Below are 13161 nucleotides of genomic sequence, written 5' to 3' on the forward strand. Positions count from 1 at the left end.
CGCCCAGGCAGGGTCGCTGCGAAGCAGCGAGGATGGGGACGACACCAGACCGCACCCGGACCTTCCGTCCGACCTCCCCACAAGGGGAACGTAGAAGGCTCAGCCGCCGGCTTCCTTCTCCGCCTCCTGCTTCAGCGTCGCAATAAAACGCTTGGTCCGTTCCCGCTCCGGATTGCTGAACACCACGGTGGACGGCCCCTTCTCGACGACGACACCAGCATCGAGGAACACCACCTCCTGCGCGATCTTGGAGGCAAGGCGAAGGTCGTGCGTGGCCATCACCATGGTGGTGCCTTCGCTGGCGAGTTTTCCGAGCACGTCGACCACTTCCTGCGCCAGTTCCGGATCGAGCGCCGAGGTCGGCTCGTCGCAAAGCAGAACCTTGGGCGACGGCGCCAGGGCGCGGGCGATGGCCACACGCTGCTGCTGGCCGCCCGACAGCGTTGCCGGCCAATCGTCCGCCTTGTGCGCCATGCCGACCTTCTCGAGCAGCGCCAGTGCCCGCTCGCGCGCCTTTGCCGTCGGCCATTTGAGCACCGTCACCAGGCCTTCCATGACGTTCTCGATCGCGGTGCGATGCGGGAACAGCTGGAAGTTCTGGAACACCATGCCGGTCTGCAGCCGCAGGCGCTGGATGTCGCGGCTGGGGATCTTGATGCCGGGACGGAATTCCAGCGTCTCGTCGCCGATGCGCACCATGCCCGAGGTCGGGATCTCCAACAGGTTGATGCAGCGCAGCAGAGTGCTCTTGCCACCGCCGGAGGGACCGACAAGCGCGGTGACGCTGCCTTCGGCAATGGTGACCGTCACGCCCTTCAGCACCAGATTGTCGCCGAAGCGCTTTTCGATATCGGTGAGGCCGATCATGAGCGCGCCTCCAGGAAGCCGCCATAGCGGTTGAGCCGCTCCTCCAGCCGCGTCTGCAAGGCCGAAAGCACCGAGCTCATCGCCAGATAAAGGATCGCCGCCTCGACATAGAGGATCAGCGGTTCATAGGTGGTGGCGACGATGCGCTGCGCCGCCTGGAACATCTCCGGCACGGTGATGGCGGCGGCCAGCGACGTATCCTTGACCAGCGAGATGAAGGTGTTGGACAGCGGCGGCACGGCGACGCGGCCGGCTTGCGGCAGGATGGTGCGCCGCATCGCCTGGCTCCAGGTCATGCCGATCGAATAGGCCGCTTCCCACTGGCCCTTCGGCACCGAGCCGATCACGGCGCGGATAATTTCCGAACTGTAGGCGCCTATGTTGAGGGTGAAGCCAATCAGCGCCGCCGGAAAAGCATCCAGCAATATGCCGACCGAAGGCAGGCCGTAAAAGATCAGGAACAGCTGCACCAGAAGCGGCGTGCCGCGAAAGATCCAGACATAGAAGCGGACCACGGCAACCAGAGGCTTGGGGCCGAACAGCCGCACCAGGGCGACAACCAGGCCGACGAACAGGCCGAGTGCGAACGATAGCAATGTCAGCGGTACGGTGAAGATCAACGCCGCCCACAGCAGTGTCGGCAACGAGTCCAGCATCAGGTGTAGCCAGTGCGGCACGAACGGCTCCTCCCTCACAGACCGCCGCGGTGACGGCAGTGCGATTGTGTGCTTCTCATATCATGCGAATAACGGCGAGCCGTCAAAGACGGCCCGCCGCTATTTGTCATTGCCGGCAAACCGCCGGGAGATGGTCTTTACTGCGAGACATCCTGGCCGAAATAGGTATCGGCGATCTTCTTGTAGGTGCCGTCGGCCTTGATGTCGGCCAGCGCCTTGTTGATCGCCGCGACCAGCTCCGGATCACCCTTGCGCACGATGACGCCGGAATAGTCGGCGTTCTCTTCCTGCGCGGCGATCTTCACATTGGCGTCCGGCTTGTGCTTCTTGAAGTCGAGGAAAGACAGGCTGTCATTGATGGTGGCGTCGGCGCGGCCGGTGAGCAGCAGCTGGATCGACTGGTCGAAGCCGTCGGTGCCGACAAGTTCGGCGCCGTTGGTCTCGGCGAGCTTGCCGAAATTCGATGTCAACGACTGTGCCGACTTCTTGCCCTTGAGGTCGGCGAAGGTCTTGATGTCGGTGTTGTCGCCGCGCACGATCAGCACGGCCTTGGAGGCGATGTAAGGATCGGAGAAATCGTACTTGGCCTTGCGCGCGTCGGTGATGCCGACCTCGTTGATCACGGCGTCGTAGCGGTTGGCGTCGAGGCCGGCGATCAGCCCGTCCCATTTGCCTTCGAGGAACTCGACCTTGACGCCGAGCTTGTCGCCGATCGCCTTGGCGATCTCGACGTCGAAGCCGACCAGCGCGCCGGAAGCATCATGATAGGTGAAGGGCGCATAGGTGCCTTCGGTGCCGACCTTGAGTGTGCCGGCCTGCTTGATCTGGTCGAGATTGGCGCCGGCGTGGCCTGATGTAACAGCCAGAACCTGCAGCGTTCCGGCGATGATGAGCGAATTGAGCCATTTCATTTCTATGTGATCCCGTCCTTGGCCGGTGTCCGGCGCTTGTGAGAGCCGGAAACTGACAGATACAGCGCAGCAAAATAAGGAACCAGATTTCAAAAAAACGGCGATCCAGAAATCAGATTCTCAAAGCAGCTCCGATCGGTGCCAATAGTCCCGATCTGCGGTGTCGATGCGCCCTGTCGGACCGCACAAAACAACCGCCCTCGGCGGCGGAACCAATCCCCGGTATGGCACGTTCATGGCTTGTTGTAGGGCGCCGCGTTTCCATTTCAAGAACCCTTGGCTGCGCTAGGCCCGAAGCAATTCCAGGAAAGTGGGAAAGCGGTTTCCTTCGGAATTGCGTCAAACAGAGATAACGGCCGCCAGGCCGTCCGAAAATGTCCGGGAGCAGGAGCGCGGCATGATCGAAGACACGGCAGGACGGACCATGGTCCGCACGGCAATGAAAGCCCCCTACCTCGAGCGCGATGAGGAACATGTTCTCGCCTTGCGCTGGAAGGAGGACCAGGATCAGCAGGCGCTGCATCAGATCACCGTCGCCCATATGCGGCTGGTCATCTCCATGGCTTCGAAGTTCCGACATTACGGCCTGCCGCTCGGAGATCTGGTCCAAGAGGGCCATGTCGGGCTGCTGGAAGCAGCCGCGCGTTTCGAGCCGGAGCGCGAGGTGCGCTTCTCGACCTATGCGACATGGTGGATCCGCGCTTCGATGCAGGACTATATCCTGCGCAACTGGTCGATCGTTCGCGGCGGCACCTCTTCGGCGCAAAAGGCGCTGTTCTTCAACCTGCGGCGCCTGCGCGCCCGTCTTGCCAATGGCGCCGAGCCGATCTCCAACGCCACGCTCTACCGCGAAGTCTCGGTAGCCCTAGGCGTCTCCGAGGCCGATGTCGCGAAGATGGATTCCAGGCTTTCAGCACCTGACTCTTCGCTCAACGCACCGCTCGCCGACGAAGCTGGCACCACCGAGCGGATGGACTTCCTGATTTCGGACGATCCATTGCCTGACGAGGTCGCCGGCGACACCATCGACGTCGAACGGCGCCTGATGTGGCTGAAGACGGCGCTCCGCGCGCTCAATGCCCGCGAACTCAGGATCATCGAGGAGCGCCGGCTGAGCGACGAAGGTGCGACGCTTGAGGCGCTTGGCGAGACGCTCGGCATTTCCAAGGAGCGTGTCCGGCAGATCGAGGCCCGCGCCATGGAAAAGCTCAAGCTCGCGCTGGTGAAGCAGAATCCGGAGTTCATGGCGGCCTGAGATTGCCAGGAACGGGGTACCCCGAGTTATCTCAGAAAAGTTATCTCAGAAAAAAGCACTACGAAGGCTGGGGTTTCTGACGAAGACCGGCGCTATCTGTCCGTGACGATCTTGACCTTGTCGCCGGCCGAAACCGAGGCGCCCGGCGACATCGCGTTGAGCACGCGGAACAGATCGAGCTTGCGGTCGACGCCGACCATCTGCGCCGAAAGTGTGCCCATCGTCTGCCCGGCCTGTACCGTGACGACGCGGATATGCAGCGGCTTCAGTGCCGCCTTCTCGGCGGGGCTGAGCACGCGGAACGAACCGCTGACCGAGCGTGCCACCGGATCGAGTGTCGTGCTGGCCGAGGGGGCCGCTGTCAAAAGCCGGTAGACCTGACCGCCGGCGCGGATCACCGCAATGTCGAACTGCCAGCCATCGGCGCCGGCGTGCGCGGTCGCCGCCTGGTTGCCGTCGATCGTCTCCTGGCGCACACTGGTCTCGTCGAGACCGGCCACCCAGCCGCTTCTGATGTAGTCGGTCAGCGCACGATCCTTGTCGATCGACACACCGTCGAAGCGGATCGCCATGTCGCCGGGACCGGTCGCCGTCACCGCCGCCGCCGAATTGTCGATGATGAAGCCGTCGGGCACCGTGAACGAAACGCCGAGGCCCGGATGCAGGAAGGTCTGGCCGCGCACATAGCCCTCTTCCGGCGTGTCGCCATAGAGCAGGCCGTCTATCCCGGCCAGGAAGGAATCGCGGTCGCGGGTGCCGATGCCCGGCGCGCCGAACTGGCGGGCGTGGCGCTGCGCCAGATCAATTCGCTGCGGCGTGTTGGGGTGCGTGGCCAGGAAGTCGAGGCTGGCGTCGGTGGCGCCGCTGATCGAGCGGAAATCGGTATAGGCCGACATCGACTGCAGGAAACGCCCGGCGGCATAGGGATCGTAACCGGCCTCGCCGATCGACTTGATGCCGATGGCGTCTGCCTCCAGCTCCTGGTTGCGCGAGAACTGCGCCAGCCTCAGCTTGCCGCGGATCAATGCCTGCTTGGCGGTCGGGCTGTCGCCCAGCACATCGGAGACCACCTTGGTCGCCAGGCCTTCCTCGGCCTCGAGCTGCTGGCGCTGCAAGCCGTGATTGGCGGTGACGTGGCCCATCTCATGCGCGATGACGGCGGCGAGTTCAGCCGAATCATTGGCCAGCGCCAGCAGGCCGCGGGTGACGTAGAGATAGCCGCCCGGCAGCGCGAAAGCGTTGACGTTGGGCGAATTGAGGATGGTGATGCGATAGGTCTGGGTCGGATTGGCCGACACCACGGTCAGGCTGCCGACAACCTTGGCCACCATGCGCTCGAGCTTGGGATCGGAATATTCGCCGCCATAGGTGGCAAGGATGCGCGGATGTTGCGCCTTCGCCAGTTCGGCAAGCTTGCTGTTGGCGGCGACATTGTCGACCGTGATCGGCTTGTCGGAAGGCTGGAAGCCGGATTCCTGCACTTCGGGAGGCGTGAACATCTGGCAGCTGGCCAGCGCCACGGCAAGGCCGGCCAGCGCGAGGAAGCGCACCAGCGGTCTGCGTTTCAAAGTGTCAGTGCCGGTCGGCAGCACGGCGTTCCTTCAGCTCTCGGCGCATGATTTGGACCGGGGTCCGCGCCAGCGAAAAATCGGTTTTCGTTGGCAATCCTGCACACATCAAAAAACCTACAGCGTTTACGCATCCGGCCGGGTGCGGCGCTGTAGGGGCAAATCACGGCTCGTGCCGGACCAGTACTAAGCGGACCTAGCCACATCGACTGGACCATGGCAAGCAAGCGCCACATCACCTGTAGCCGGTTTGGTCGTAAATTATGTCCGCTTCCGGGCAATATCGCGTGATCCGCCCGAACTTGCGCCGATATAGCGCCGAAACGCTTCAGGGCCAGTGCCGTCGAAAAAATCGGCGGCAGGTCCCGTCGCGGCAACCCTGCCATTGTCCAGAAAAACCATCTGCTCGCCGATACGGCGAGCGTCTTCCGGCTGATGCGTGACGAACAGCACCGTCATCGCCCGCTCGGCATGAACGCCGGCCACCAGGTCGAGCATGTCGTCGCGCAGTGCTGGCCCGAGCGAAGCGAACGGCTCGTCGAGCAGCAGCACCGGCCGGTCGCGCACCAGAACGCGGGCGAGCGCCACGCGCTGCCTTTCGCCGCCGGAGAGTTCGCGCGGCAGGCGCATTTCCTTGCCGGCCAGGCCGACGCGGTCAAGCGCCTCGGCGATTGCGGCGCGATCGGCGTCGGTCAGGTTGAGAGATGGCGAGCGGCCGAGCCCGACATTCTTCTCCACCGAGAGATGAGCAAACAGATTGTTTTCCTGGAATACCATCGACACCGGCCGCACCGAAGGCGGCTCGGCGCCGACATCGGCGCCGCCGATCAGCACACGACCGAACTCCGGCGTCTCGAAACCAGCCACCAGATTGAGCAAGGTCGATTTGCCCGAACCACTTGCCCCCATGATGGCGGTGATCTTCGATGTATCGAATTCGACATCGAACAGGAATGACGTTTCGCCATAGCTGAACGAGACCGTGTCCAGCCGGACAGTCGTGCCTTTCTCCACAGCGGACGTCACGATCTCTCTCCCCGTCCCAGCCAGTCTGCCGCGACCACCAATGCAAGGCAGACCGCCCCGAGCAGCAAAGCCAGCCCGGCAGCATCGGCCGTGCGATAGCTGCCCATGCGCGCCAGCAGGAGATAGGGCAAGGTCTGCACCGAATCGCTGCCGAACAGCGCGATGACGCCGAGATCGCCGAGCGACAGCGCCATGGCGAAGGCAAAGCCGGTGGCCAGCGGCCGCCGGAGCGACGGCCAGTCGACCAGAAGCAGCCGGTTCCAGCCCGCAATCCCGAGCTGCGCGCACAGCCTCTCATGGCGCTCGCTCGCCGCATCATAGGCCGGGCGCATCGCGCGGATGGCAAAGGGCATCGCCATCACCGCATTGACGGTGACGACCATGACCGGCGCGATGGCAAAGACATCGCTGACCGTGCGCAGCAGGAGAAACCAGCCGGCGCCGATGACGACGGGCGGCACGACGAGGACGAAGCCGGCGCCGGTGTCGGTGGCATGCTCGAGCAATGAACGGGCACTGGACCGGCGGCGCAGCGACAATGCCCGACGCGCCATGATCAGCGACAGCGACAGCGCCACCGAAAGTAGCGCCGCCGAGAAGGCGAGACCGGCGCTGGTCAGCGTCGCCTGACGCACGGCACTCTCGCCCGCCAACCGGCCGAGATCGGCGTCGAGGCCGGACGCGACGGTGGCCGCCATTGGTCCGGCGACGAACAGCAAGGCGAGCACGATCAGGACGGCGTTGAACGCTGTTTCTGCTTTGCCGGCCAAGTGATAGCGGCGCGGCGCGACAGGCAAATTGGCGTCGCCGGTCATATTGGCGCCAAGCCGCGTCAGCGCCAGCATGACGGCAAAAGTCAGCGCGATCTGCAGCACCGTCAGCGTCACCGCTCGCGCCGGATCGAAGTCGAAACGCAGTGCCTGATAGATGGCGACTTCCAGCGTCGTCGCCGCCGGCCCGCCGCCGAGGATCAGGACGATGGTGAAGGAGGTGATGCAAAGCATGAAGACAAGCCCGGCGACGCCCGGCAGCGCGGCGCGCAGCACCGGCCACTCGATCAGCCGGAAGGCTGGCCTCGCTCCCATGCCGAGCTGGTTCGCCAGCCGCCATTGATCGGCCGGCACCGTGCCCAGCGCTTCGAGGAACAGCCGGGTGGCCAGCGGCAGGTTGAAGAAGACGTGGGCGACGAGGATGCCCGGCAGCCCATAGATGTCGGGCCAGCTCTGGCCACCGATCGCGGCGAGATAACCGGCGCGGCCGTAGAGCGCCAGTATGCCCAGCGCTGCGACAATCGCCGGCAAGGCAAGGGGCACAGTGAACAGCTGCAGGATGAAGCCGCGTCCGAAGAAGCGCGGATGCCGCGACAGCGCGCGGGCGACGAACAGCGCCGGTACGACGGAAAGCAGCATCGAGAGCGCAGCCTGCCAGAGCGTGAAGCGGACAACGCGCAGGAGATAGAGGTCAAAGGCGGACGCGGCGCCGGAAAGGTCGTGCGCGCCTTCGCGGATAAGGCCGGCGAAGGCGCCACCGATCAGCAGCGCGATTGCCGCAAGCGCGACAATGCCGGCCGTGATGCGGGGGTCAGAGCGTTGCACTCTTTACCGGGCGTCGCGTTCCTTCGCGCCCCCCTCTGTCCTGCCGGACATCTCCCCCACAAGGGGGGAGATCAGCTATTTCCGCGCCCCGCTTATTCCTGCAACCTTGGCGACTGGCGAAATCGCCGACGATAGCCAATCTCCCCCCTCGTGGGGGAGATGTCCGGCAGGACAGAGGGGGGCGCCGTAGGGCACTCATCTTTCGATCATACAGCCAAAGCTATTTGCTCATCACCGCCAGCCATTCATCCACCCAGGCCTTGCGATTTGCCGCGACCTCTTCCGGGCTGAACAGCAAGGTCTTCGCCGGCTTGACCAGCCTATCAAAAGCCGGATTGAGCGGCTTGTCGGTTTTCCCGGCCGGGAACATCCAGTTGGTCTCCGGAATGACATCCTGGAATTTCGGCCCGGTCATGAAGGCCAGGAACTTCGCCGCCAGCGGGCTCTTCGCGCCCGTGGTGGTGATGCCGGCGACCTCGACCTGCAGATACTCGCCCTCCTCGAACGACGCCGCCTGGAAGCGCCCGGTGTTCTCGGCCACCATGTGGTAGGCCGGCGACGTCGTATAGGAAAGCACCATCGGCGCCTCGCCCTTGGTGAACAGGCCGTAGGCCTCGCTCCAGCCCGGCGTCACCGTCAGCACTTTGCCCTTGAGTTTCGCCCAGGCTTCCGGCGCCTTGTCGCCATAGACCGACTTGACCCACAGCAGCAGGCCGAGGCCCGGCGTCGACGTCCTCGGATCCTGGATGACGATCTTGTCGGCGGCATCGCCCTCGACCAATTCCTTCAGGCTCTTCGGTGGGTTCTTCAGCTTCTCGGTGTCGTAGACGACGGCGAAATAGCCATAATCATAGGGCACGAAAGTGTCGTCGCTCCAGCCGCCCGGCACGTTGTTTTCAGCCACCGCGCCATGTCGGACAAACAGGCCGGAAGCCTTGGCTTCCGCGGTGAGGTTGGTGTCGAGACCAAGCACGATATCGGCCTTGGTCGAGGCACCTTCGAGCTTGACGCGGTTGAGCAGCGCGACGCCGTCGGCCACCGAGACGAAGTCGACGCTGCAGCCGCACTCGGCCTCGAATTCCTTCTTCACCTGGGGGCCCGGACCCCAGTCGGCAGTGAAACTCTCATAGGTATAGATCGTGAGTTTTTCCTGCGCGGACGCAGGGATTGCCAGTAGCGACACAGCAAGCCCCAGCGCTGGGACAAGACGGGACAAAAAAATGCGCATCGGCGCCTCCTTCATTCGTGTTGAAAGGAATTGAGGCGTCGGGCTGTCCGAAGCGTCTAATCCCTCCGCCGGTACAAACCGGATCAGGTTCAGCGGGTTGGCGAGACTGCCTCTCAGCCGGTCCGCGAAGATCGCGTCCGGCACCCCGTTAGAGCGTTTCGACACATAGGCCCGGCCAAGGTGCCACGCAAGCGGAAGTTTGCCCGAGCATGATCCCGGAAAGTGGAATCCGTTTCCGGAAAAAGATCATGCTCCAACAAAGAGTGACGGTGCCGCTTAGCCTTCCGTTTCGTCGGCGGGGCTGGTAAGGGCCAGCGGATATGAGCACATTCACCATCCTGCTTGGCGGCGATCTCGTCCGCACGCCGCGGCTCGACCGCCAGGTCGCGGGCACGCGCGTCATCGCCGCCGACGCCGGCATCGATCATGCCCGCCTGCTCGGCGTGATGCCGGAGCTGTGGGTCGGCGATTTCGATTCCGTGCCGGCGGACCTGCCTGCCGATCTCGCCGCCGTGCCGCGGGAGGTGTTTCCTCCCGAAAAGGACAAGACCGATGGCGAACTGGCGATCGCGGCGGCATTGGAACGCGGCGCCACCAGCCTGGTGCTGGCCGGCGCTTTCGGCGGCAAGCGCGCCGACCACGCCTTCCTCCATCTGGCGCTCAGCCTGCGGCTGGCCGAGGCCGGCACAAAATTGCTGTTGACCAGCGGAGCGCAGGAAGGCGCCCCTCTGCTGCCTGGCAAGGCCGGCTTCGACTATGCCGACGGAACGCTGTTTTCGGTGCTCGGCTTTTCCGATCTTTCGGGCCTCACCGTGTCCGGCGCGAAGTGGCCGCTCGACCATGTCGAGGTCGTGTTCGGCTCGTCGCTGACCATCTCGAACGAGGTCAAGTCCAACACGACCGGGGGCGGCCTCGAAATCGCGCTCGGCCATGGCCGCGCGCTGCTGCTCGCCCACCCCTACCCCTTGCCTGAAAGCTGACATGGCCCCGCCCCTTCTCAACCTCGACGGGATAAGACTGACCTTTGGCGGCACGCCGCTGCTCGATGGCGCCGAACTGACGGCGTCCGCCGGTGACAAGATCGCGCTCGTCGGCCGCAACGGCTCCGGCAAGTCGACGCTCCTGAAGATTGCTGCTGGTCTGATCGAGCCGCAAGACGGCGAGGTCTTCCGCCAGCCTTCGGCAACGGTGCGCTATCTCCCGCAAATGCCCGACATGGACGGCTTTGCCAATGTGCGTGCCTATGTCGAGGCTGGGCTTGGGCCTGCCGACGATCCCTACCGCGCCACATATCTGATGGAGCATCTCGGCCTCGCCGGCACCGAGAACCCCAACGATCTCTCCGGCGGCGAGGCGCGCCGCGCAGCACTTGCCCGCGTCATGGCGCCCGAACCCGATATTCTGCTGCTTGACGAGCCGACGAACCATCTCGATTTGTCGGTCATCGAATGGCTGGAAGAAGAGCTTGTCCGGACGTCTTCGGCGCTGATCGTCATCTCGCACGACCGTCGCTTCCTCGAACGCGTCTCGCGCGCCACTGTCTGGCTCGACCGTGGCCAGACCCGCCGCCTCGACAAGGGCTTTGGCCATTTCGAGGAATGGCGCGACCTTGTGCTGGAAGAGGAAGAGCGCGAACAGCACAAGCTCGGCCGCCAGATCGTGCGCGAGGAGCATTGGCTGCGCTATGGCGTGACGGCTCGCCGCAAACGCAACATGCGCCGCCTGGGCGAACTGCAGACCATGCGCCAGCGTTTTCGCGGCCATCGCGGCGCCGAGGGCTCGGCCACCATGGTGGCCAGCGACGCCGCCGAATCCGGCAAGCTGGTGATCGAGGCCAAGAACATCGAAAAGAGCTTTGGCGACCTCACCGTGGTCAAAAGCTTCTCGACCCGCATCCAGCGCGGCGATCGCGTCGGCCTTGTCGGGCCGAACGGCGCCGGCAAGACGACGCTGTTGAAGATGCTTACCGGCGAGATGAAGCCCGACGCCGGCTCGGTGCGGCTCGGCACCAATCTGGAAATCGCCACGCTCGACCAGAAGCGCGAGGCGGTCGATCCGGCCGAAACCCTGGCGCAGTATCTCACGGACGGGCGCGGCGAAAACCTCGTCATCAATGGCGAGCAGCGCCATGTCGTGTCCTACATGAAGGATTTCCTGTTCAAGCCGGAACAGGCGCGCACCCCGGTGCGCGAGCTGTCCGGCGGCGAACGGGCGCGGCTGCTCCTGGCGCGTGTTCTGGCGCGGCCCGCCAACCTTCTGGTGCTCGACGAGCCGACCAACGATCTCGACATGGAGACGCTGGAACTGTTGCAGGAACTTGTCGCCGGCTTTGCCGGCACGGTCATCCTGGTCAGCCACGACCGCGACTTCCTCGACCGCACCGTCACCAGCATCATCGCCCCGGACGGAGGCGGCCGCTGGATCGAATATGCCGGTGGCTATTCCGACATGCTGGCGCAGCGCGGCGGCACCCGGCTCGACGACCGCAAGGCGCGCGCCAAGGCCGAAACCAGCGATGCGCCGGCGCCGGGCAAGAGCGAGCCGGCAGCGCCAAAAGGGCCGTCGAGGAAACTGTCGTTCAAGCAGAAATTCGCCCTGGAATCCTTGCCCAAGAAGATCGAGGCGGTAATGGCCTCGATCTCGCGGTTGGAAAACAACATTGCCGATCCCGCCTATTACGAGCGCGACCCGGCCTCGTTCCAAAAGACCATCGCCGCCCTCGACAAGGAACGCGCCACGCTGGCCGCACTCGAGGAAGAGTGGCTGGAGCTGGAAATGCTGCGTGAGGAGATGGAGGGGTAGCATTGCCTGCGGTCTTTTATGCGCGTATATTGTGCGCATGAAAGGAGGCATCTCCGTGCTTCAATCGACGCCAAAAACTCAGCGGGCCTCTGTCAACACGTCCATTGACTCTCAGCTGATCAAGGACGCCAAAGCGTTGGGCATCAACATCTCCCGCGCTGCCGAAGCAGGGATCGCGAAAGCGATTGCGGCGGAGAAAACGCGTCGATGGCAAGAAGAAAACAGGGAAGCCATCGAAAGCTCCAACGAATATGTCCGAAAGAACGGACTGCCATTGGCTAAACACCGGCCGTTCTGATGGCGCGTTACGATTTCTATCGGAGTACCGAGAGCGACGGTTATCTTCTCGACGTGCAGTCAGATATGCTTGAAGGGCTGAGCACGAGGGTGGTCGTTCCTTTGATGCCGCCCGAGATTGCCCCGCTTCCTGGCCGCCGCCTGAACCCGACCTTCGCTATAAACGGCAAAGATCTTGTGATGGTCACGCAGTTTGTGTCGGCCTTCAGCGCGTCCGAATTGCGGATGCCAGAGGGAAACCTTTCTAGACATCACGACGACATCGTCGCCGCGCTCGACATGCTGTTCCAGGGCTTCTGAGCGAAGGCAGCCGCTACTGCCGCCCGTCAACCTGCCGTCTTGGCCTGCCAGGCCTTCAGCGCCTCGTCGAACACCTTCTCGCCCGGAATGCCCTTTTCCATGGTCAGCAGCGCCCGGCGTCCGGTCTTGTAGACCACCGGCACGTCGATCCAGTCCTGGCCTCGAAGCAAGGTCATATTGGCGTCCTCGTCGGCCTTGGTGTCGTTGAGCGCCACCAGGAAGAAGCCGTCGGCGATCTTGGCCGGAATGCCGATCAGCGGGCTGCCGGCATCCTGTTCCGAACTCTTCATGGCGACGCGCAGGATGTTGTCGACGCCACCGCCGTCAAAGCCCTCGGGCGTCAGGAAGATCATCTCGATGATGTGGCTGGCCGGCAGCGTCTGGTCGGTATTGCGGCGGATGGTCATGCGCAGCTGGATGTCCTTGCCGGGAATGGTCGCCTCGGCGCGGATCGCCGGCTCGGGCGGCAGGTCGCCGCCGGGCGATTCCTGCACCAGCGACCAGACGATGCTGCCGGGTTCGGCCGAACCTTGCGCGGTCGAGGTGCGTTCCTCGTAGAAGATCGCCTTCTGGCCGACCGCAACGGTCGGCGCGGGAGCGGCGGCCGCCGGCGCAGCGGGCGGCGTGCCGGCCGC

12 protein-coding genes, 1 pseudogene and 1 riboswitch are annotated in these 13161 nt (G+C 64.1%); of the genes and pseudogenes, 5 read left to right on the top strand and 8 right to left on the bottom strand.

The genetic code is table 11. The features are described 5' to 3' along the window. Window positions 1-99 precede the first annotated feature (99 nt). The 3 genes from X757_RS139175 to X757_RS139165 form a co-directional block, all read right to left on the bottom strand. Window positions 100-867, bottom strand: a complete 768-nt coding sequence (locus tag X757_RS139175; RefSeq protein WP_023673665.1) for an amino acid ABC transporter ATP-binding protein — start codon at window positions 865-867, stop codon at window positions 100-102. Further along, the gene (locus tag X757_RS139170; protein WP_023693608.1) at window positions 864-1544 is read right to left on the bottom strand and encodes an amino acid ABC transporter permease; all 681 of its coding nucleotides are present in this window, start codon (window positions 1542-1544) and stop codon (window positions 864-866) included. The genes X757_RS139175 and X757_RS139170 overlap by 4 nt, the downstream gene beginning before the upstream one ends. 137 nt (window positions 1545-1681) lie before the next feature. After that, entirely contained in the window at window positions 1682-2455 is a 774-nt protein-coding gene (locus tag X757_RS139165; RefSeq protein WP_023673667.1) for an amino acid ABC transporter substrate-binding protein, read from the bottom strand. A gap of 397 nt (window positions 2456-2852) precedes the next feature. Here X757_RS139165 and X757_RS139160 point away from each other — a divergent pair, with 397 nt between their 5' ends. Continuing rightward, window positions 2853-3710 carry an RNA polymerase factor sigma-32 gene (locus X757_RS139160; RefSeq protein ID WP_023685806.1) on the top strand — a complete coding sequence of 286 codons (858 nt, stop codon included), beginning with the start codon at window positions 2853-2855 and terminating at the stop codon, window positions 3708-3710. A 92-nt stretch (window positions 3711-3802) separates the two neighbouring features. On the opposite strand, the gene X757_RS139155 is transcribed toward X757_RS139160, so the two are convergent. The 4 genes from X757_RS139155 to thiB all read right to left on the bottom strand — a co-directional run bounded on the left by X757_RS139155 (window position 3803) and on the right by thiB (window position 9127). Further along, window positions 3803-5209, bottom strand: a complete 1407-nt coding sequence (locus X757_RS139155) for a M48 family metalloprotease (RefSeq protein ID WP_245260137.1) — start codon at window positions 5207-5209, stop codon at window positions 3803-3805. 330 nt (window positions 5210-5539) lie between these two features. Beyond that, entirely contained in the window at window positions 5540-6304 is a 765-nt protein-coding gene (gene thiQ / locus X757_RS139150) for a thiamine ABC transporter ATP-binding protein (protein WP_023727624.1), read from the bottom strand. Further along, a complete protein-coding gene (thiP, locus tag X757_RS139145) occupies window positions 6301-7899 on the bottom strand; it encodes a thiamine/thiamine pyrophosphate ABC transporter permease (RefSeq protein ID WP_023727625.1) in 1599 nt (532 codons plus the stop codon). Before thiP ends, thiQ begins: the two co-directional genes overlap by 4 nt. A 220-nt stretch (window positions 7900-8119) precedes the next feature. Continuing rightward, a complete protein-coding gene (gene thiB, locus X757_RS139140; RefSeq protein WP_031251621.1) occupies window positions 8120-9127 on the bottom strand; it encodes a thiamine ABC transporter substrate binding subunit in 1008 nt (335 codons plus the stop codon). 43 nt (window positions 9128-9170) lie between these two features. After that, window positions 9171-9285, bottom strand: a riboswitch (TPP riboswitch). Window positions 9286-9447: 162 nt separating this feature from the next. Between thiB and X757_RS139135 the strand changes: the two genes are divergently transcribed. From X757_RS139135 to X757_RS139120, 4 genes are read left to right on the top strand one after another with little or no spacing between them, the layout of a single operon-like run. Beyond that, window positions 9448-10107 carry a thiamine diphosphokinase gene (locus X757_RS139135; RefSeq protein WP_023690494.1) on the top strand — a complete coding sequence of 220 codons (660 nt, stop codon included), beginning with the start codon at window positions 9448-9450 and terminating at the stop codon, window positions 10105-10107. A gap of 1 nt (window position 10108) precedes the next feature. Next, window positions 10109-11929, top strand: a complete 1821-nt coding sequence (locus X757_RS139130) for an ABC-F family ATP-binding cassette domain-containing protein (protein ID WP_023727627.1) — start codon at window positions 10109-10111, stop codon at window positions 11927-11929. A 55-nt stretch (window positions 11930-11984) separates the two neighbouring features. Continuing rightward, a complete protein-coding gene (locus X757_RS139125; protein ID WP_023709715.1) occupies window positions 11985-12227 on the top strand; it encodes a type II toxin-antitoxin system CcdA family antitoxin in 243 nt (80 codons plus the stop codon). Further along, a complete protein-coding gene (locus X757_RS139120) occupies window positions 12227-12526 on the top strand; it encodes a CcdB family protein (RefSeq protein ID WP_023673676.1) in 300 nt (99 codons plus the stop codon). The genes X757_RS139125 and X757_RS139120 overlap by 1 nt, the downstream gene beginning before the upstream one ends. Window positions 12527-12552: 26 nt before the next feature. Here X757_RS139120 and X757_RS139115 read toward each other — a convergent pair. After that, window positions 12553-13161: pseudogene (locus tag X757_RS139115) on the bottom strand (hypothetical protein); the annotation flags it as partial.

Origin of the sequence: Mesorhizobium sp. LSHC412B00 (assembly GCF_000503035.1) — a bacterium.
Lineage (GTDB): Bacteria > Pseudomonadota > Alphaproteobacteria > Rhizobiales > Rhizobiaceae > Mesorhizobium.